The sequence below is a fragment of the Streptomyces sp. NPDC058295 genome (assembly GCF_042880655.1).
Taxonomy (GTDB): Bacteria; Actinomycetota; Actinomycetes; order Streptomycetales; family Streptomycetaceae; genus Streptomyces; species Streptomyces coriariae.
In genome coordinates, this window is record NZ_JBHVYO010000011.1 from 195,948 (window position 1) to 213,521 (window position 17,574).

Consider the following 17,574-nt stretch of genomic DNA (forward strand, 5'->3'; position numbering starts at 1 on the left):
CTCCCGGCCTTGCGCGCTCCTGATCTCCCGCTCCTGGCCCACGGGCTGGTTCTCCCTGGCCCTCTCCCTGGCCCTCGCGCTGGTTCTCGCGCTGGCCCTCGCGTCAGTCCTCACGCTCCTTGTCGGCGAGGTGGATCACGCACACCGCCACCGCGATGAGCAGCGCCGGATCCGCGTCCTCCCGTACGACGTCGACGCCGTAGGTCTCCCGCACGTGCAGCCACCGCCGGGAGACGACGGCCAGCAGTTCGCCGTCGTACTCGACCGCGAACTCCCGGTCGAGGATCTTGCCGCTGACGTCGAGCTCGGTGCGGCCGTCCGCCAGGGCCACCCGGTAGTGGTTGCGCAGCAGCGACAGCCGCTTGCGCCGGATCGTGGCCAGCGGTTCGCCCTCCCGCTCGATCACCATCGTGTCCCGCAGGGCGAACATCTTCTGGTGGATGTCGATCAGGACCCGCCCACGGGTGTCCTTCAGCTCGAAGGTCTCCCGCAGCCGCATCGCCTTGCCGTCGACGAGGTACACCTTGTTGCCGTGGTCGTCCTCGATCCAGTAGTCGTCACCGAAGCCGAGGAGCCGGTCGCGTACGAGGAATCTCATGCGGTTACGGCTTCCCCGACGGCCGGTCCGAAACGCCGCCGGTAGGCCGATGGGCTGAGTCCGGTCTCGCGTCGCACGCGTGCGCGCAGGTTCGCGGCGGTCCCCAGCCCGCTCCTGGCCGCCACCACGTCCAGCCGCTGCTCACCCCGCTCGATCAGCCGGCAGGCGAGCGCCACCCGCTCCGCCGTCAGCCAGGCGAGCGGGGTGGTGCCGAGCTGCGCCCGGAACCGCCGGTGCAGGGTCGCCGGGCTCACCGCCGCCCGCGCCGCGAGCTCCGCCACCGTCAGCGGCTCCCCCAGCCGCTCCTGCGCCCACGCGAGCAGCGGTGCCAGCGACTCGTCGGGCACGTCCGGTACCGGGCGCTCCACGAACTGCCGCTGGCCGCCGTCCCGGTGCGCGGCGAACACCAGCCGGCGGGAGACGGCGTTGGCGATCTCCGCGCCGTGGTCGCGCCGTACGACGTACAGCCCGAGGTCGAGGGCGGCGGCGCTGCCCGCGGCGGTGAGGATGCCGCCCTCGTCGACGAAGAGGACGTCGGACTCCAGCAGCACCTTCGGATGCAGATCGCGGAACGTCTCGGCCCACATCCAGTGCGTGGTGGCCCGGCGTCCGTCGAGCAGCCCGGCCTCGGCGAGCGCGAAGGTGCCGGTGCAGAAGCTCATCACCCGCGCCCCGCGCGCGTGGGTGCGCCGGATGGCGTCGAGGACGGCGGGGCCGCGCGGGACGACGTTGTCGGGCCGGCCCGGCACCACGAGGGTGTCCGCCGAGTCCACCGCCTCCAGGCCGCGCCCGCCGGTCATGGTGAAGAACCCGTGGTTCATCCGCACCTCGCGCGCGGGGGTGCACAGCACGACCTCGTACAGCGGCCGGGCCAGCCCGAGTTCGGGCCGGGGCAGTCCGAACAGCTCGGTGGCGACACCGACCTCGAAGGGATTGGTGCCCTCGTCCACGATCACGGCGACCCGGTGCGGCGCACGCACGGCGCGTTGAGAGGAATCTTGCGGCATGTGCGATTCCTAGCACTCGTGGGGTGGTCGGCGCATCCCGCACGCTGAGCGCATGACCACCGAACCCGTCTCCCTGGCCACTGCCCTCGCCTCCTTCACCCAGCGCTGGAGCCCTCGCATCGTCACCACGGTCAACGACTACGACGTGCGCGTCGCGAAGGTCGAGGGCGAGCACGTGTGGCACGTCCACGACCACACCGACGAGTTCTTCCTCGTCCTGGACGGTGAGCTGCACATCGCGCTGCGGGAAGCGGGCGGCGAACGCACCGTCGTCCTGCCCAAGGACTCGGTGTACACCGTCCCGCGCGGAACGGAGCACAAGCCGTTCGCGCCGGTCCCCACGCAGATCCTCGTGTTCGAGCCGACCGGCACGTTCACCGTCGGGGACCGTCACGACGACGTGCCGGACCATGTGGACGCCACCACGGGGCACGCGCTGACGTCGAGCTGAGCTGGCGTCGAGCCGATGTCGAACTGACATGACGGTCGGCCGACGAGGACATCGTGGCCGTCGCGTCGGCCCGACGTCGGCCGACCCGGCTGCCGGTCTGCGTCGGCCCGCCCGAGCCGCTGCTCAAGGGCGAGAACGAGGGTGAGAGTGAGGGCGCGGCCGCGGGGCACGGACCCGTCCCGCACGCCGGAGCCCGACCCGAAGGGCCAGTCGAGGGCCAGTCGAGGGCCGGGGGAGTTACCCCGCCCGCCTTGTCCACCGGCAGGACCGGAGTGTCCCGGTCCGCCTCCCCCGAGGGCGGGGCGGACCGGATTCCGTCGGTTCTGGCCGAACCGGGCGCCTGACCCGGGTCACGGTCAGACGCCGTAGCCGCCGTTGTAACCGTCGCGCTGGTGCCGCTCTGTCTCGACCACCGTGGTCGAGGTCGGAGGCACCATCACCCGGCGGCGCCGGGCGATGCTGCTGAACGTCGTCACGCCGATCAGCCCCACGATCATCAGGATGACGCCGACCAGATCGAGATTGACGCCCTGCAGGTCCCAGTCCGTCGCGAACGTGAGGATGGCTCCCACGGCGATGAGGATGATGCATCCGCCGAGGCCCATGATGTTGCCTCCTGTCCGGTGTACCGGCCACTCCGGTTCACCACCGGATCCGGGTACCCCGGGGCCCGACTCCCATGCGCGGGCGCCGACTTGCTACCCCTCCAGGAACGCCACCAGCGCGTTGGCCAGCAGGTACGGGTCGGCGTCGCCGCACAACTCCCGCGCGCTGTGCATCGACAGGATGGCCACGCCGATGTCGACGGTGCGGATGCCGTGCCGGGCCGCGGTGATCGGGCCGATGGTCGTGCCGCAGGGCATGGAGTTGTTGGAGACGAAGTTCTGGAACGGCACGCCCGCCTTCTCGCAGGCGGCGGCGAAGATCGCCCGGCCCGAACCGTCGGTCGCGTAGCGGTTGTTGACGTTGACCTTGAGGATCGGGCCGCCGTTGACCCGCGGGTGGTGCGTGGGGTCGTGCCGCTCCGCGTAGTTGGGATGGACGGCGTGACCGGTGTCGGAGGACAGACAGACGGTGCCCGCGAAGGCTCTCGCCCGGTCCTCGTACGACCCTCCGCGCGCGAAGACCGAACGTTCCAGCACGCTGCCCAGCAGCGGCCCGTCCGCGCCGGTGTCCGACTGCGAGCCGTTCTCCTCGTGGTCGAAGGCGGCCAGCACCGGGATGTACGGCAGGGCCTCGCCGCCGGTCGCCACGGCCGTCAGCGCCGCCGTACCGGCGTGCACGGAGAGCAGGTTGTCCATCCGGGGACCGGCCATCAGCTCCTGGTCGCGGCCCAGGTAGGCGGGCGGCTCCACGGAGTGCGCCATCAGGTCCCAGCCGGTGACCTGACCGGCGGCCAGCCCGGCCTCCTGCTCCAGGAAGGCGATCAGGTCGCCGTCGCGCACGTCGCCGGACAGGCCCCAGACGGGCTGGAGGTGGCGCTGCTTGTCGAGCTTGAGGCCGTCGGTGTTGACGGCCCGGTCCAGGTGGATGGCGAGTTGGGGGACCCGCAGCAGTGGACGGCCCACGTCGACCAGACGCGTGGAGCCGTCCCGCAGGGTCAGCCGCCCCGCCAGACCCAGGTCGCGGTCCAGCCAGGAGTTGAGCAGCGGACCTCCGTAGATCTCCACGGCCACCTGGCGCCAGCCGTGCGCCCCGGTGTCGGGCTGCGGCTTGACGCGCAGGTTCGGGGAGTCGGTGTGCGCGCCGATGATCCGGAACGGCGTGTGCGGCGCGGCGCCCTCGGGCACGTACCAGGCCACGATCGCGCCGCCGCGCAGCACATACCTGCCGCCGCTCCCCGAGGCGGAGGCCGCCGAGGTCTCCGCGTCCCAGGCGTCCGTCTCCGAGACCTGCCGGAACCCGGCCTTCTCCAGGCGCTCGGCCGCGTTCGCCACGGCGTGGTACGGCGACGGGCTCGCCGTCAGGAACGTCATGAGGTCGTCGGTGTGGCCGCGGTCGAAGCGGGAGGGTGCGCTCATGGGGTTCACCTTAACGACGTACGAGAGCCCGCTCCCGGTGATGGGGAGCGGGCCCTCGTGAGGACAATGTGGAGTGCTGGGCGGTTGTGCGGATGCGTCCTGGAACGCGGCCTCCCCGTGCTAGAAGGCGGCCTCGTCCAGCTCCATCAGGTCGAGCTCGACACCCGCGGCGATCTTGCGGGCCAGGGTGACGCCCGGCAGGACGTCGGCCGCGAAGAACTTCGCCGCGGCGATCTTGCCGGTGTAGAACGCCACGTCCTTCGCGGAGAGGGCCTTGGTCGCGGCCGACTCCAGCTTCTCGGCGGCGATGGCGGCACCCTTGAGGAGCAGGTAGCCGACGATGACGTCACCGGAGGCGAGCAGCAGGCGGGTGGTGTTCAGGCCCACCTTGTAGATGTTCTTGACGTCCTGCTCGGTGGCCGCGAGGTCGGTCAGCATCAGGCCGACGATGGCCTCCAGCTCGACGGCCGCCTTGGCCAGGTGCTCGCGGGCGCCGGCCAGCTCCTCGCCGCCGGTGCCCAGCGCCAGGAACTTCTTGATGTCCTCGGCGAGGGAGTTCAGCGCGGCACCCTGGTTGCGGACGATCTTCCGGAAGAAGAAGTCCTGTCCCTGGATGGCCGTGGTGCCCTCGTACAGGGTGTCGATCTTGGCGTCGCGGATGTACTGCTCGATCGGGTACTCCTGGAGGAACCCGGAGCCGCCGAAGGTCTGGAGCGACTGGGCGAGCTGCTCGTAGCCCTTCTCCGAGCCGTAGCCCTTGACGATCGGCAGGAGCAGGTCGTTGAGCGCGTGCTCCGTCTTCGCGTCCTCGCCGTTCGCCTCCTTCACGGCGATCGCGTCCTGGACGGAGGCCGTGTAGAGGACGAGGGCGCGCATGCCCTCCGCGTACGCCTTCTGCGTGATCAGCGAGCGGCGCACGTCGGGGTGGTGGGTGATGGTGACCTTCGGCGCGGCCTTGTCCATGAAGTTCGCCAGGTCGGGACCCTGGACGCGCTCCTTGGCGTACTCCAGGGCGTTGAGGTAGCCGGTGGAGAGCGTGGAGATCGCCTTCGTGCCGACCATCATCCGGGCGAACTCGATGATGCGGAACATCTGGCGGATGCCGTCGTGCTTGTCGCCGATCAGCCAGCCCTTGGCCGGATGCCGGTCGCCGAACGTCATCTCGCAGGTGTTGGAGGCCTTCAGGCCCATCTTGTGCTCGACGTTGGTGGCGTAGACGCCGTTGCGCTCGCCCAGCTCACCGGTCTCGAAGTCGAAGAGCGTCTTCGGCACCATGAAGAGGGACAGGCCCTTGGTGCCGGGGCCGGCACCCTCGGGACGGGCCAGCACGTAGTGGAGGATGTTCTCCGACATGTCGTGCTCGCCGGACGTGATGAAGCGCTTCACGCCCTCGATGTGCCAGGAGCCGTCCTCCTGCTGGACCGCCTTGGTGCGGCCGGCGCCCACGTCCGAACCGGCGTCCGGCTCGGTGAGGACCATGGTGGAGCCCCACTGCCGGTCGACGGCGATCTGCGCGATCTTCTTCTGGACGTCGTTGCCCTCGTCGAAGAGGATGCCGGCGAAGGCCGGGCCGGAGGAGTACATCCACACGGCCGGGTTGGCGCCGAGGATCAGTTCCGCGTAAGCCCAGATCAGGGACGGCGGGGCGGTGGTGCCGCCGATCTCCTCGGGCAGGCCCAGACGCCAGTACTCCGAGTCCATGAAGGCCTGGTAGCTCTTCTTGAAGGACGCGGGGACCGGCGCGGTGTTGGTCTCGGGGTCGAAGACCGGCGGGTTGCGGTCGGCGTCGGTGAAGGACTCCGCCAGCTCGTTCTCCGCGAGGCGGGTCAGCTCCTCGAGGATGCTTTTCGCGGTCTCGGTGTCCATCTCCCCGAACGGGCCGGTGCCGTACAGCTTGTCGCGCCCGAGCACCTCGAAGAGGTTGAACTCGATGTCGCGGAGATTCGACTTGTAGTGCCCCATGGCGACGGCTCCGTAAAAGAGAGATCGGCGAGGGACTGGATCCTCGCGCTAGTTCACGTACCAACAAGTAGCTACCGATGATGCTACCCGTCGGTAATAAGTCGCAACCCCGAACCGGCCATCTGTGACGCGTAACGCGTCCCGTGCGCCCCGGAAGGGGCCCCCGTACCGCCCCGCCCGCCGGGCGCGCTCGGTACGCTTGCGCCCATGTACGGATACGGCCAGCCCATGGACGGCGGTGCTGCGCAGCAGCAGTACGCCCCGCCGCAGCAGCAGATGCCCGGCGGCCACGGCGGGTACGGTCAGCAGCCGCCGCTCTACCCGGAGCCGTCCCCGCCGTCCCTCGCGGACGCGGTGCGGGCCTTCACCACCGGGCAGCTGGCCGCGGAGGACTTCCAGCAGGTCTTCGCGACCTCCAAGGTCTACTGCCCGCGCGGTGACAACCCCGGCTTCCTCGCCCTGCACAACACCCAGCAGCCGGTGATCCCGATGTTCACCTCGCTCAAGGAGCTGCGCCGGTACGCGGGCAAGGAGTCCAAGTACTTCGTGATCACCGGGTCCGAGATGATCGACCTGCTGCCCACCGGGTACGGCTTCGTCCTCGACATGGAGGGTGAGCACCGGATGGTCTTCGACGCGAAGGCGGTCGAGCAGATGGTCGAGTTCGCGATGCGGCGGATGTACGGCTGAGGGTTCTCCCTCTCCCTCTCCCTCTCATTCGCTTCCGCTCCTCTCTTCTCCCCCTGTCTTCTCGTCCCGTCTTCTCCCTCCTTCTGCTTCCTTCTCCTTCTTACCGGCCGTCCCTCGGGTGTCCGGTGGATGCCTCATGCCCTTCACAGCCATGTCATAGGGTTCCCCCGCGCCACTGCCCCTGCGCGGTCGCCTCTCCGCGGGAATGTCCTCCGGGCTTCCATCGTTACGGGTAGCAGAAAGTTCAATGCTCAACTAAACTGGGACGTACGTCGCCCAAGGAGGTACGGACATGCCCGCAGTGACCGTCGAGAACCCGCTGACCCTGCCGCGCGTCACCGCATCGGCCGACGCGGTCGCACGTCCCGTGCTCACCGTCACGACCGCGCCCAGCGGTTTCGAGGGTGAGGGCTTCCCGGTACGCCGTGCGTTCGCCGGGATCAACTACCGCCACCTCGACCCGTTCATCATGATGGACCAGATGGGCGAGGTGGAATACGCGCCGGGTGAGCCGAAGGGCACCCCCTGGCACCCGCACCGCGGCTTCGAGACCGTCACCTACATCATCGACGGGATCTTCGACCACCAGGACAGCCAGGGCGGCGGCGGCACCATCACCAACGGCGACACCCAGTGGATGACGGCCGGCTCGGGTCTCCTCCACATCGAGGCGCCGCCGGAGTCGCTGGTCATGTCCGGCGGTCTCTTCCACGGCCTCCAGCTCTGGGTGAACCTGCCGGCCAAGGACAAGATGATGGCGCCCAGGTACCAGGACATCCGCGGCGGCCATGTACAGCTCCTGGCGAGCCCGGACGGCGGCGCGCTGCTGCGGGTCATCGCGGGCGAGCTGGACGGCCACGCCGGTCCCGGCATCACCCACACCCCCATCACGATGGTCCACGCGACCCTCGCGCCGGGCGCGGAACTCACTCTTCCGTGGCGTGAGGACTTCAACGGTCTCGCGTACGTCCTGGCCGGCCGCGGTTCGGTCGGCGCCGAGCGCCGGCCGATCCACCTGGGTCAGACGGCGGTCTTCGGCGCGGGTTCCTCTCTGACGGTCCGCGCGGACGAGAAGCAGGACTCGCACACGCCTGACCTGGAGGTCGTGCTGCTGGGCGGGCAGCCGATCCGTGAGCCGATGGCCCACTACGGCCCGTTCGTGATGAACACCAAGGACGAGCTCCAGCAGGCCTTCGACGACTTCCAGAAGGGCCGGCTGGGCACGATTCCGGCGGTGCACGGGATGACGGCGGAGGGCATCTAGCCCTCCGGCCCCGCCGAAACCGCTACGGTGTGACAAGGCCCGAAGCCGCAACTTAGGTTTGCGACTTCGGGCCCTTGTCAGTCCGGTCCCGCTACGGCGTTACGGCAGTACGCAGATCGGGCTCCCGTCCGGTGCACGGCCCGCATGCCGCACACACCCCTGCTCGAACAGCAGCTGCAAGCAGTCGTGTACGCGCTCGTGCGACAGACCTGTGTGGGCGGTGATCTCTTCCACGCGATACCGGGCCCCGCCGTGCAGCAGGGCCGGGGCCAGGTAGGCGCCCACCGTGTGAACATCCTCAGCGATGACGAGATTCTTCGCCCTCCACTTGGCGAGGAGTTGCTGAGGCGTCAGTTCCGGAGCCGGTGAGGGCCGGGAGCGGTCGTCGGGACGCTTGAGAGCCGCTGCGATGCCCTGGAGGCTGTCGTTGATCTGCCGCAGCAGGTCGTTGCGCTCGCCGGCGAAGGCCGCCAGCCTCTCGTCCATCTGCATGTTGCGTTCTTCGAGGCGCACGATGGCGTCGACGACTTGCTCGGGCATGGCGTACGCGGTGCCGCCGACGAGGGCGGGTTGCACGGCGGCCGGTTCCAGGGAGTAGGAGCCGTCGCGTTGGATGGTGGCGATGACTCCTGCGACCCAGGTTTTGAAGGGCTGGGCCTCCGGCTTGGTGCAGGCGTTGACCAAAAGGATCAAGCCCTGGAGGCTGACGAGTTTCATGTCTCGGCGCCACTTCCGACCTGCGGGAACGTCGAGAGTGTGCTTCAGGAGCACACTCTCGACACTGTCGAAGTTGGTTGCGTCGGCAATGTTGCGCAGAGCGGATCCGACGTGTGCGTAGCCCAGATTCCTGCACACGTCGACTGCCGGGAACCAGTGCGTCCCGTCCGGCGTGGTGAGCCTGCGCACCCGTGCGCCGGTCGCCGCGTAGACGAAGTCACTGATCTCGATCGCGTCCTGCTGTGCCGCCGACCGGTCCGGCGGCGGTGTGTTGTTCTGCTCGTACATCGAGCATCACCTCCGCCATGGAAAATAGGCATATGCCACCGCAACTGGCCTCGCTGGCAAGGATGTTCACCCTTTAGGAGCGGACGTTCGATTCTGAGTCCGAGTCATGTCCCGTCACCCGGGCGGCCGTCCGGTCAGGACAACCCGGCGGGTCCGTGATCCGCTGGACCCGTGCACCTGCTCCCCGTTCCCGCGCGCCGGTTCGCCGCCTGGTGTGCCGTGATCCTGCTGGCGTCGGGTGTCGGGTACGTGGGGATCCGGCTGTGTGCCGAGCTCCGTACGGCCGTCACGCCCGTCCTGCTCGCGCTGCTCGGGACCGCGCTGCTCAGGCCGCTGTACCGGCGGCTGGTGGAGGTGGGGGTGCCCCGGTCGGTGTCGGCGGGGCTGACGTGTGTCGCCGTCGTCGCCGTGGTCGGCGGGGCGGTGTACATCGTCGTCGCCGCGCTGATCGACAGCGGGGATCAGATCGTCGCCGCGCTCAGGTCGGCGGCGCGGGGTATCGCCGAGCACTTCGGGGCCGCCGGGACCTCGCTCGACGACCTCGCGTCCAACGCGAAGGAGTTGCTGACCAAGTTCGGGGGGACGGCCGCGTCCAATGTCATCAGCGGGGTGAGTGTCGTCGGCGAGAGCATCGCCATGGCCGTGCTCGCGCTGCTGCTCGTCTTTTTCTTTCTGCGCGACTCGCACCGGGCGGTCGGCGCGCTGCGTTCCGTCGCCCCACGCGGTACCGGCGACACCCTGGAGGCCATGGCCCGGCGGGCCTTCCGGGCCGTGGAGGGGTTCATGCGGGGCACGACCTTCATCGCGTTCATCGACGCCGTGTGCATCACCCTCGGACTGCTCGTCCTCGATGTGCCGGGGGCGGTCGGGCTGGGTGCCCTGGTCTTCGTCGGGGCGTACATCCCCTATCTCGGTGCCTTTCTCTCCGGGGCCGTCGCCGTGCTGGTGGCGCTCGCCGACCGGGGCTTCGTCATCGCGCTGTGGGCGCTCGGGGTGGTGCTGGCGGTGCAGGTGCTGGAGGGGCATGTGCTGCAGCCGGTGATCCAGAGCCGTACCGTGCAGATGCATCCGGCGGTGGTGATGGTGGCCATCACGGCCGGGGCGTCCGTGGCCGGGATCCTGGGCATGCTGCTCGCCGTGCCCGTGACGGCCGCCGCCTTCGGGGTCCTGCACGAACTACGGACGCGTCACAGGGCTCCCGCCGAGGGATCGCCGAACTCGTAGAGCTCGAACCAGATGCTCTTGCCCTCGCCCCGGGGTGCCACCCCCCACGTGTCCGCGAGCAGTTCGATGAGGACCAGGCCACGCCCCGAGGAGGCCAGTTCGCCGGGGCGGCGCTTGTGGGGGAGGTCGTCGCCGGCGTCGGTGACCTCGATACGGAGCAGGCGTTCGCCGGGGGCGCCGGTGACCTCGGCGACGAGCAGCGCGTCCGCGTCGGTGTGGACGAGGACGTTCGTCAGCGTCTCGGAGACGAGCAGGACCGCCGAGTCGACCTGGTCCTCGCAGGTCCAGTCGTGCAGCAGCTCCCGCAGTTGCTGCCGGGCCACGGCGATCCGTTCGGGCTCGGCCTGCGCGACCGTCAGCATCGAGCGCCGCACGGGCTGCCGGACCGGCACGGGAGCGGCCCCCGGGCCGCAGCAGCCCTCGCCCTGGCGGCACAGGAGCAGCACGGCGATGTCGTCCTCGCGGCGGTCCGCGAGAGGGCCCGTGGTGTGGTGAGAGGAAGGGCCGTGCACCGCCTGGACCAGGGCGTCGGCCAGCTCCTCCAGGTCGCCCTGGTGTGCCTCGAGGATCTTGCGGACGCGTCGCCAGCCGGTGTCGAGGTCGTGGCCGCCGGTCTCCAGCAGGCCGTCGGTGCAGAGCATCAGCGCCTCGCCGGGTTCCAGGGCGAGCCGGGTGGTGGGGTAGTCGGCGTCCGGGTCGATGCCGAGGGGCATGCCACCGGCGGTGGCGCGGACCAGCACGGTGCCGTCGGACATACGGATCGTGGGGTCCAGATGTCCGGCCCGGGCGGTCTCCAGGACCCCGGTCACCGGGTCCACCTCTATGTACAGGCAGGTGGCGAAACGCGGATCGGCCCCGGCTCCGCCATCCGTGTCGGTGAGGCCGTGGAAGAAGCCGGAGGCGCGGGAGAGGACGGCGTCGGGGCGGTGGCCCTCGGCGGCGTACGCCCGTACCGCTATGCGCAGCTGGCCCATGAGCCCCGCGGCGCGGACGTCGTGGCCCTGGACGTCGCCGATGACCAGGGCGAAGCGGCCCCTCGGCAGCGGGATCATGTCGTACCAGTCGCCGCCGACCTGAAGGCCGCCGCCGGTCGGTATGTAGCGGGCGGCGAGGGTCATGCCCGGTATCTCGGGGCCGAGGGTGGGGAGCATGGAGCGCTGGAGGCCGTCGGTCAGCTCGCGCTGGGTCTCCGCCGCGCCGGCGCGGGTGAGGGCCTGGGCGAGCATGCGCGCGACCGTCGTCAGCACGGACCGCTCGTCCGGGGTGAACGCCACCGGGTACGCGAAGCCGGCCATCCAGGCGCCCATCGTGCGGCCGGCCACCGTCAGCGGCAGGAACGCCCATGAGTGACGGCCGAAGTGCGCGGCCAGCGGCCAGGTGAGCGGGTAGCGCTCCTTGTACCGCTCGGGGGAGGACAGATACACGGCTCGTCCGGTGCGCACGACTTCGGCGGCCGGATAGTCCGTATGGATGGACATCTGACTGAAGGGGTCGTCGTCGCCGGACCGGTGTCCGTGGTGGCCGATGATCGTCAACCGCTCGCCCTCCACGCCGAAGACGGCCAGTCCGTCGGGGGAGAAGCCCGGCATGGACAGGGCCGCCGCGACCCTCAGCACCTCCTCGGTGGACCGCGCCTCCGCCAGCGCCCGGCCCGCGTCCAGCAGGAACGCCTCGCGTGAGCGCCGCCAGTCGCCGGTGACGGCGGTCCGCCCCGCGGGGGTGCCCGGCGTCGGCTCGGTCACCTCCTGCAGGGTGCCGATCAGCTCGTACGCCTTCTTCACCGGGTCGAAGGCCGGCTTGGAGCGGCTGCGCACGACCCGGACGACCCGTCCGCGGTCGTCCATGATCCGGATGCGCACCTCGGCGAGGGTGCCCTCGGCGACGGCGAGCTGGATCACCCCGGTGATCTCGTTCCAGTCGACGGGGTGGAGGCGGGCCCGGGTCTGGGCCTCGGTGAGGACCGTCTCCTCCGGGGGCAGCCCGAGCAGCCGGGCTGCCTCGGCGTCGACCGTGACCAGCCCGGTGGCGGTGTCCCAGTGCCACAGGCCGGTCGCGAGGGAGGCGAGGACCTCCCCCACGGCGGGCAACGGCTCGCGAGTGCGCATTGCCCCACTTTAGGAAGATGGGATGGAGAAGTGCCACTGATCGCCGCACCCGTATTGAGGGGAGGTGATCAGTGACCGCCCGGTACGCTGGGGGTTGTTTCACGTGAAACACGCCCCCGATCCGCGAAGACTGGATGAACGACGATGCATCGGTACAGGTCCCACACCTGCGGCGAGCTCCGCGCCTCTGACGTCGGCACCGACGTCCGGCTGAGCGGCTGGCTGCACAATCGGCGCGACCTGGGCGGCATCCTCTTCATCGATCTGCGGGATCACTACGGCATCACGCAGCTCGTCGCCCGTCCGGGCACGCCCGCGTACGAGACCCTCGACCGGCTGACCAAGGAGTCGACGGTCCGCATCGACGGCAAGGTCGTCTCGCGCGGCTCGGAGAACGTCAACGCGGACCTGCCGACCGGCGAGGTCGAGGTCGAGGTCGGCGAGGTCGAGCTGCTCGGCGCTGCCCAGCCGCTGCCCTTCACGATCAACGCCGAGGACGGGGTCAACGAGGAGCGGCGCCTGGAGTACCGCTTCCTGGACCTGCGCCGTGAGCGCATGCACCGCAACATCATGCTGCGCACGTCGGTCATCTCGGCGATGCGGCACAAGATGACGGCGCTGGGCTTCAACGAGATGGCGACGCCGATCCTGTCTGCGACCTCCCCCGAGGGCGCCCGCGACTTCGTCGTCCCGTCCCGTCTGCACGCGGGCCGGTTCTACGCGCTGCCGCAGGCCCCGCAGCAGTTCAAGCAGCTGCTGATGATCTCGGGCTTCGACCGCTACTTCCAGATCGCGCCCTGCTTCCGCGACGAGGACGCGCGCGCGGACCGCTCGCCGGGCGAGTTCTACCAGCTCGACGTCGAGATGAGCTTCGTCGAGCAGGAGGACGTCTTCCAGCCGATCGAGAAGCTCATGACGGAGCTGTTCGAGGAGTTCGGCGGCGGCCGCCACGTCACCTCCCCCTTCCCGCGCATCCCGTTCCGCGAGTCGATGCTGAAGTACGGCTCCGACAAGCCGGACCTGCGGGCTCAGCTGGAACTCGTCGACATCACCGACATCTTCGAGGGCTCGGAGTTCAAGGCCTTCGCGGGCAAGCACGTCCGTGCGCTGCCGGTGCCGGACGTCGCCGCGCAGTCCCGTAAGTTCTTCGACCAGCTCGGCGACTTCGCGGTGACGCTGGGCGCGAAGGGTCTGGCCTGGGTCCGGGTGGCCGAGGACGGCTCGCTGACCGGTCCGATCGCGAAGTTCCTGACCGAGGAGAACGTCGCCGAGCTGACCAAGCGCCTGTCGCTGGCCGCCGGCCACGCGGTGTTCTTCGGCGCGGGCGAGTACGACGAGGTCTCGAAGATCATGGGCGCGGTGCGGGTCGAGGCCGCCAAGCGTGCCGGGCACTTCGAGGAGAACGTCTTCCGCTTCTGCTGGATCGTCGACTTCCCGATGTACGAGAAGGACGAGGAGACCGGCAAGATCGACTTCTCGCACAACCCGTTCTCGATGCCGCAGGGCGGTCTGGAGGCCCTGGAGACCCAGGACCCGCTGGACATCCTGGGCTGGCAGTACGACATCGTCTGCAACGGCGTGGAGCTGTCCTCCGGCGCGATCCGGAACCACGAGCCGGAGATCATGCTCAAGGCGTTCGAGATCGCGGGCTACGACCGGGAGACGGTCGAGGAGAAGTTCGCCGGCATGCTGCGCGCGTTCCGCTTCGGCGCCCCGCCGCACGGCGGTATCGCGCCGGGCGTCGACCGCATCGTGATGCTGCTGGCCGATGAGCCGAACATCCGCGAGACGATCGCCTTCCCGCTCAACGGCAACGCCCAGGACCTGATGATGGGCGCGCCGACGGAGCTGGAGGAGGCCCGGCTGAGGGAACTGCACCTGTCGGTGCGCAAGCCGCAGCCGAAGTAGCACGCACGAGCGGTATCGGCAGGCCCTTTCGCGGAGTGGCCCGGAACCTACGTCGGTTCCGGGCCACTTTCGTTTTCCCCGGCAACTGACAGCTCTTCCCTATGCTGCTGACAGGTTTCGTCCCTAGCGTCCCGGCCTCATGACGGGATCTCAGAAACCACACAGCGAACAGGACTTATCACGTCGTAAGGTCGTGGCCGTCGCCGCGGGCGGCATCGCGGCGGCGGGCCTGGGCGGCACCGCCTTCGCCGCGAGCGCCGCCGACGGGCACGGCAGACCGGCTCGGACCGGCACCGGCACCGGCGGGGAGGTCTGCTACCGCCTGACCTCGGAGACGGTCGAGGGCCCCTACTACATCGACGCCGACAAGATCCGCCGGGACGTGACGGAGGACCGGGCGGGCATCCCGCTCCTCCTCGGACTGAAGGTGATCGACTCGGAGACGTGCAGGCCGATCCGGGACGCGGCCGTCGACATCTGGCACTGCGATGCGGCGGGGGTGTATTCGGGCTACGAGGACCAGGGCAACGGCGGTGGCGGCGGTCCCGCTCCGACCGGCGAACCCCCGACCGGCGAACCTCCGACGGGGGCGCCCACCGGGGCACCCCCGGGAGGCGGCCACCAGGAGCCCACGGACGACAGCCGCTATCTGCGCGGCACCTGGCGAACGGACCGGCACGGCCAGGTGACCTTCCGGACGGTATTCCCGGGCTGGTACCGCGGCCGGTGCGTCCATATCCACGTCAAGGTGCACGTGGACGGCGAGTGGACGGACGCCGGTTACGAGGGCGGGCACACCTGCCACACCGGTCAGTTCTTCTTCGACGAGGAGTCGGTGCTCGCCTCGGCGGTGGTGGAGCCGTACGCGAGCAACGCCGCGGAGCGCACGACCCTCACCGAGGACACGATCTACGACCAGAGCGGCACCCAGGGCGGTCTGCTGAAGTTGCGCTACGACAAGCGGGACATCGCGAGGGGCGTCCACGGGTCGCTCACGGTCGGGGTGGACCCGGAGGCGACGGAGGACGGCCAGGGTGCGCCGCCGCGGCCGAGCACGTCAGTTTCGCCTTCGGCGTCTGATTCCGCCTCGGCCTCGGCTTCACCTTCGGCCTCCGACAGCTGACGGATTTCTCCGGGCCACGCCCCCCGACCTGCGTGTCGGGGGCGTGGCTCTCTTCATGGGTCATTCACGTATGTGGGTGTATGAACAACTCATTGACCCGGAGTCGTTGCCTCCATATCGTTCCCACATACATAACAGTAGTTCAAGTATGTGAACAGCATGATGGGGAGACAACGATGTCAGAACCCGAGAGCGGGGCTGAGAACGGGGCCGGGAACGGCGCCGAGAGCCGGGCGGTGGGCAAGTTCCTTCGCCGGATGATGCCGATCCTGGTCCTGATGCTCCTGGTCAACAATCTCGACCGGACGAACGTGGGCTTCGTCCAGGACGAGCTCCAGGCCGACGTCGGTATCAGCGCCACCGCCTACGGCCTCGGGGCGGGCCTGTTCTTCATCGGGTACGCCCTGTTCGAGGTGCCCAGCAACATGCTCCTGGAGCGCTTCGGCGCCCGGGTCTGGCTGACCCGCATCATGATCACCTGGGGTCTGGTGATCGTGGCGATGTGCTTCATCCACAACGTGACCATGTTCTACTCGCTGCGCTTCCTGCTCGGCGTCGCGGAGGCCGGCTTCTTCCCCGGCGCGATGCTCTACATCACGCAGTGGCTGCCCGACGCGAGCCGGGGCCGGGCGACGGCGATCTTCCTCGGCGGTTCGGCGGCGGCGGGCATCGTGACCGGCCCGGTCACCGGGGCGCTGCTCGAGCTGCACGGCGCGGGCGGGGTCGCCGGCTGGCGGTGGATGTTCGGGCTGGAGGGCGCGTTCTCGGTCGTGGTCGGGATCGTCGCCGGGTTCTTCCTCGTCTCCCGGATCGAGGACGCGCGCTGGCTCACGCGGGAGGAGAAGGACGTGCTCGGCGCGGCGGTGGCCGAGGACCGGGAGGCCCGCAGCCGCGCCCCGCACCAGTCACGGTTCAAGCTGCTCTTCCATCCACAGGTCGCGCTGCTGACCGGCGCGTTCTTCGCGATGACGCTCACCGGCTACGCGATCACCTTCTGGCTGCCGAGCCTGATCGAGGACATCGGCGGACTGTCGTCCTTCCAGGTCGGGCTGCTGTCCGCGATCCCGGCGGTCTGCTCCATGATCGCCATGTACTCGATGAGCCACTTCACCGACCGTGCCCCGGACCGCCGTCCGTATCTGGCGATCACCCTGGTGCTGTCGGCGACGGGCACGTTTCTGGCCACGCTGGGCTCCCCCTGGTTCGGCCTCGCGGCGATCACGCTGGCCGGGGTCGGCTCGAAGTGCGCGGCGACGCTCTTCTGGCCGATGGCGCAGTCGGGGCTCGACCTGAGGATCGCGGCGCCGGGCCTGGCGCTGGTCAACTCCATCGGCAACCTGGGTGGCTTCTTCTCCCCCACGCTCTTCGGCTACCTCAAGGACACGACCGGCAGCACGAACGGCGGCCTGTACACATTGTCGGCGGCGTCGCTGCTGGCGGTGGTCGCGGCGAGGTACATCCGCGGGGCCCACGCGGCCTCCGAACCGCTCCTGGACACCTCACCGGAGGCGCACAGGAAGCCCGAGGCGGGAGCACAGCGCCGCGTCGTCTCATAGCGGTACGCCGGCACGGGCCGACGGGGCAAGGGAGGAAGCCAGCCATGGGATCCACGGGGTTCATGATCACGCTGTCGGTGCTGCTGATCGTCGGCGCGGTGGCGGGGGTGGTGGCCCAGCGCCGCGCGCGTCGCACCCGACGCCCGGCCGGTCGGCCCGGACGCCCCGATCGCCCCGATCGCCCCGATCGGTCCGGGCGGCTCGGGCGTCCGGGTCGGTCCGGTGCGTCGGGCCCCTCCGGACTGTCCGACCTGGATGCGGAGGCGGAGGCGAACCACTGGCTGATCCGGCTGGGCGGCGGTCTCGTCCCGCCGGGCGCGCGGGCCTGGGCGGGTGCGGACGAGACGGCGGGCCGGGCGCTGACCAGCGCGGCGGAGTGCCATCGCACGGCGCGCGACCGGCTGTCCGGGGCCCGTACGGCGGGGGAGTACGAGGAGGTCACACGGGTGGCGAAGGAAGGGCTGGAGCATCTACGGGCGGCCCGTGCGGCGCTGGGACAACCGGCCTCGGCCGTGGACGGACCCGCGCTCCCCCGTGCCGCCCGTGTCCCGGCGGTCGGCGCGGCCTGCGCGGTCCCGTCCCGCTAGACGACCTTCGCCGCGCCTGCCTGGCCTGCCTCGCCGTATCTGCCTCGCCGCGCCTGCCTTGCTGTGTCTGCCT

Annotated in this window: 15 protein-coding genes; 8 read left to right on the forward strand and 7 right to left on the reverse strand. The window is 69.9% G+C overall.

What is annotated here, in order from left to right; all coding sequences use genetic code 11:
- Nucleotides 1–103 precede the first annotated feature (103 nt).
- On the reverse strand, nt 104–598 hold the full coding sequence (locus ACFVYS_RS14745) for an LURP-one-related/scramblase family protein (protein ID WP_389502059.1): 495 nt from the start codon (nt 596–598) through the stop codon (nt 104–106).
- On the reverse strand, nt 595–1,605 hold the full coding sequence (locus ACFVYS_RS14750; RefSeq protein ID WP_389502061.1) for a GlxA family transcriptional regulator: 1,011 nt from the start codon (nt 1,603–1,605) through the stop codon (nt 595–597). Before ACFVYS_RS14750 ends, ACFVYS_RS14745 begins: the two co-directional genes overlap by 4 nt.
- A 52-nt stretch (nt 1,606–1,657) precedes the next feature.
- Here ACFVYS_RS14750 and ACFVYS_RS14755 point away from each other — a divergent pair, with 52 nt between their 5' ends.
- A complete protein-coding gene (locus tag ACFVYS_RS14755; RefSeq protein ID WP_389502063.1) occupies nt 1,658–2,056 on the forward strand; it encodes a cupin domain-containing protein in 399 nt (132 codons plus the stop codon).
- A 356-nt stretch (nt 2,057–2,412) separates the two neighbouring features.
- On the opposite strand, the gene ACFVYS_RS14760 is transcribed toward ACFVYS_RS14755, so the two are convergent.
- From ACFVYS_RS14760 to ACFVYS_RS14770, 3 genes are all read right to left on the reverse strand, one after another.
- A complete protein-coding gene (locus tag ACFVYS_RS14760; RefSeq protein ID WP_389502065.1) occupies nt 2,413–2,661 on the reverse strand; it encodes a DUF6458 family protein in 249 nt (82 codons plus the stop codon).
- 93 nt (nt 2,662–2,754) lie between these two features.
- Complete coding sequence (locus ACFVYS_RS14765; RefSeq protein WP_389502067.1) at nt 2,755–4,077, reverse strand: M18 family aminopeptidase; 1,323 nt, start codon at nt 4,075–4,077, stop codon at nt 2,755–2,757.
- Nucleotides 4,078–4,197: 120 nt separating this feature from the next.
- Nucleotides 4,198–6,039, reverse strand: coding sequence for an acyl-CoA dehydrogenase (locus tag ACFVYS_RS14770; protein WP_057606236.1), 1,842 nt, complete (start codon nt 6,037–6,039; stop codon nt 4,198–4,200).
- A 207-nt stretch (nt 6,040–6,246) separates the two neighbouring features.
- Between ACFVYS_RS14770 and ACFVYS_RS14775 the strand changes: the two genes are divergently transcribed.
- Both ACFVYS_RS14775 and ACFVYS_RS14780 read left to right on the forward strand, forming a co-directional pair.
- Entirely contained in the window at nt 6,247–6,729 is a 483-nt protein-coding gene (locus ACFVYS_RS14775; protein WP_028806966.1) for an SseB family protein, read from the forward strand.
- 292 nt (nt 6,730–7,021) lie between these two features.
- The gene (locus tag ACFVYS_RS14780; RefSeq protein ID WP_389502069.1) at nt 7,022–7,993 is read left to right on the forward strand and encodes a pirin family protein; all 972 of its coding nucleotides are present in this window, start codon (nt 7,022–7,024) and stop codon (nt 7,991–7,993) included.
- A gap of 99 nt (nt 7,994–8,092) precedes the next feature.
- Here ACFVYS_RS14780 and ACFVYS_RS14785 read toward each other — a convergent pair whose 3' ends face one another.
- A complete protein-coding gene (locus ACFVYS_RS14785; RefSeq protein WP_389502071.1) occupies nt 8,093–8,998 on the reverse strand; it encodes a Bro-N domain-containing protein in 906 nt (301 codons plus the stop codon).
- A 171-nt stretch (nt 8,999–9,169) separates the two neighbouring features.
- On the opposite strand from ACFVYS_RS14785, the gene ACFVYS_RS14790 reads away from it, so the two are divergent.
- On the forward strand, nt 9,170–10,222 hold the full coding sequence (locus tag ACFVYS_RS14790; RefSeq protein ID WP_389502073.1) for an AI-2E family transporter: 1,053 nt from the start codon (nt 9,170–9,172) through the stop codon (nt 10,220–10,222).
- Here ACFVYS_RS14790 and ACFVYS_RS14795 read toward each other — a convergent pair.
- On the reverse strand, nt 10,186–12,327 hold the full coding sequence (locus ACFVYS_RS14795) for a SpoIIE family protein phosphatase (protein WP_389502074.1): 2,142 nt from the start codon (nt 12,325–12,327) through the stop codon (nt 10,186–10,188). The genes ACFVYS_RS14790 and ACFVYS_RS14795 overlap by 37 nt on opposite strands.
- A 144-nt stretch (nt 12,328–12,471) precedes the next feature.
- On the opposite strand from ACFVYS_RS14795, the gene aspS reads away from it, so the two are divergent.
- The 4 genes from aspS to ACFVYS_RS14815 all read left to right on the forward strand — a co-directional run bounded on the left by aspS (nt 12,472) and on the right by ACFVYS_RS14815 (nt 17,501).
- Nucleotides 12,472–14,235 (forward strand): aspartate--tRNA ligase, encoded by a 1,764-nt coding sequence (aspS, locus tag ACFVYS_RS14800; RefSeq protein WP_389502076.1) that lies wholly within the window; start codon nt 12,472–12,474, stop codon nt 14,233–14,235.
- Between the two features lie 139 nt (nt 14,236–14,374).
- Nucleotides 14,375–15,358, forward strand: coding sequence for an intradiol ring-cleavage dioxygenase (locus ACFVYS_RS14805; protein ID WP_389502077.1), 984 nt, complete (start codon nt 14,375–14,377; stop codon nt 15,356–15,358).
- 176 nt (nt 15,359–15,534) lie between these two features.
- On the forward strand, nt 15,535–16,914 hold the full coding sequence (locus tag ACFVYS_RS14810; RefSeq protein ID WP_389502079.1) for an MFS transporter: 1,380 nt from the start codon (nt 15,535–15,537) through the stop codon (nt 16,912–16,914).
- 44 nt (nt 16,915–16,958) lie between these two features.
- Nucleotides 16,959–17,501 (forward strand): hypothetical protein, encoded by a 543-nt coding sequence (locus ACFVYS_RS14815; RefSeq protein WP_389502081.1) that lies wholly within the window; start codon nt 16,959–16,961, stop codon nt 17,499–17,501.
- Nucleotides 17,502–17,574: the final 73 nt, after the last annotated feature.

Excerpts from the sequence above, each read along its gene's own strand:
- ACFVYS_RS14760 (WP_389502065.1), bottom strand. The coding sequence starts at position 2,661 with ATGGGCCTCGGCGGATGCATCATCCTCATCGCCGTGGGAGCCATCCTC.
- ACFVYS_RS14745 (WP_389502059.1), bottom strand. The coding sequence starts at position 598 with ATGAGATTCCTCGTACGCGACCGGCTCCTCGGCTTCGGTGACGACTAC.
- ACFVYS_RS14770 (WP_057606236.1), bottom strand. The coding sequence starts at position 6,039 with ATGGGGCACTACAAGTCGAATCTCCGCGACATCGAGTTCAACCTCTTC.
- ACFVYS_RS14815 (WP_389502081.1), top strand. The coding sequence starts at position 16,959 with ATGGGATCCACGGGGTTCATGATCACGCTGTCGGTGCTGCTGATCGTC.
- ACFVYS_RS14785 (WP_389502071.1), bottom strand. The coding sequence starts at position 8,998 with ATGTACGAGCAGAACAACACACCGCCGCCGGACCGGTCGGCGGCACAG.
- ACFVYS_RS14810 (WP_389502079.1), top strand. The coding sequence starts at position 15,535 with ATGTCAGAACCCGAGAGCGGGGCTGAGAACGGGGCCGGGAACGGCGCC.
- ACFVYS_RS14805 (WP_389502077.1), top strand. The coding sequence starts at position 14,375 with ATGACGGGATCTCAGAAACCACACAGCGAACAGGACTTATCACGTCGT.
- ACFVYS_RS14765 (WP_389502067.1), bottom strand. The coding sequence starts at position 4,077 with ATGAGCGCACCCTCCCGCTTCGACCGCGGCCACACCGACGACCTCATG.
- aspS (WP_389502076.1), top strand. The coding sequence starts at position 12,472 with ATGCATCGGTACAGGTCCCACACCTGCGGCGAGCTCCGCGCCTCTGAC.
- ACFVYS_RS14780 (WP_389502069.1), top strand. The coding sequence starts at position 7,022 with ATGCCCGCAGTGACCGTCGAGAACCCGCTGACCCTGCCGCGCGTCACC.
- ACFVYS_RS14755 (WP_389502063.1), top strand. The coding sequence starts at position 1,658 with ATGACCACCGAACCCGTCTCCCTGGCCACTGCCCTCGCCTCCTTCACC.
- ACFVYS_RS14775 (WP_028806966.1), top strand. The coding sequence starts at position 6,247 with ATGTACGGATACGGCCAGCCCATGGACGGCGGTGCTGCGCAGCAGCAG.
- ACFVYS_RS14795 (WP_389502074.1), bottom strand. The coding sequence starts at position 12,327 with ATGCGCACTCGCGAGCCGTTGCCCGCCGTGGGGGAGGTCCTCGCCTCC.
- ACFVYS_RS14750 (WP_389502061.1), bottom strand. The coding sequence starts at position 1,605 with ATGCCGCAAGATTCCTCTCAACGCGCCGTGCGTGCGCCGCACCGGGTC.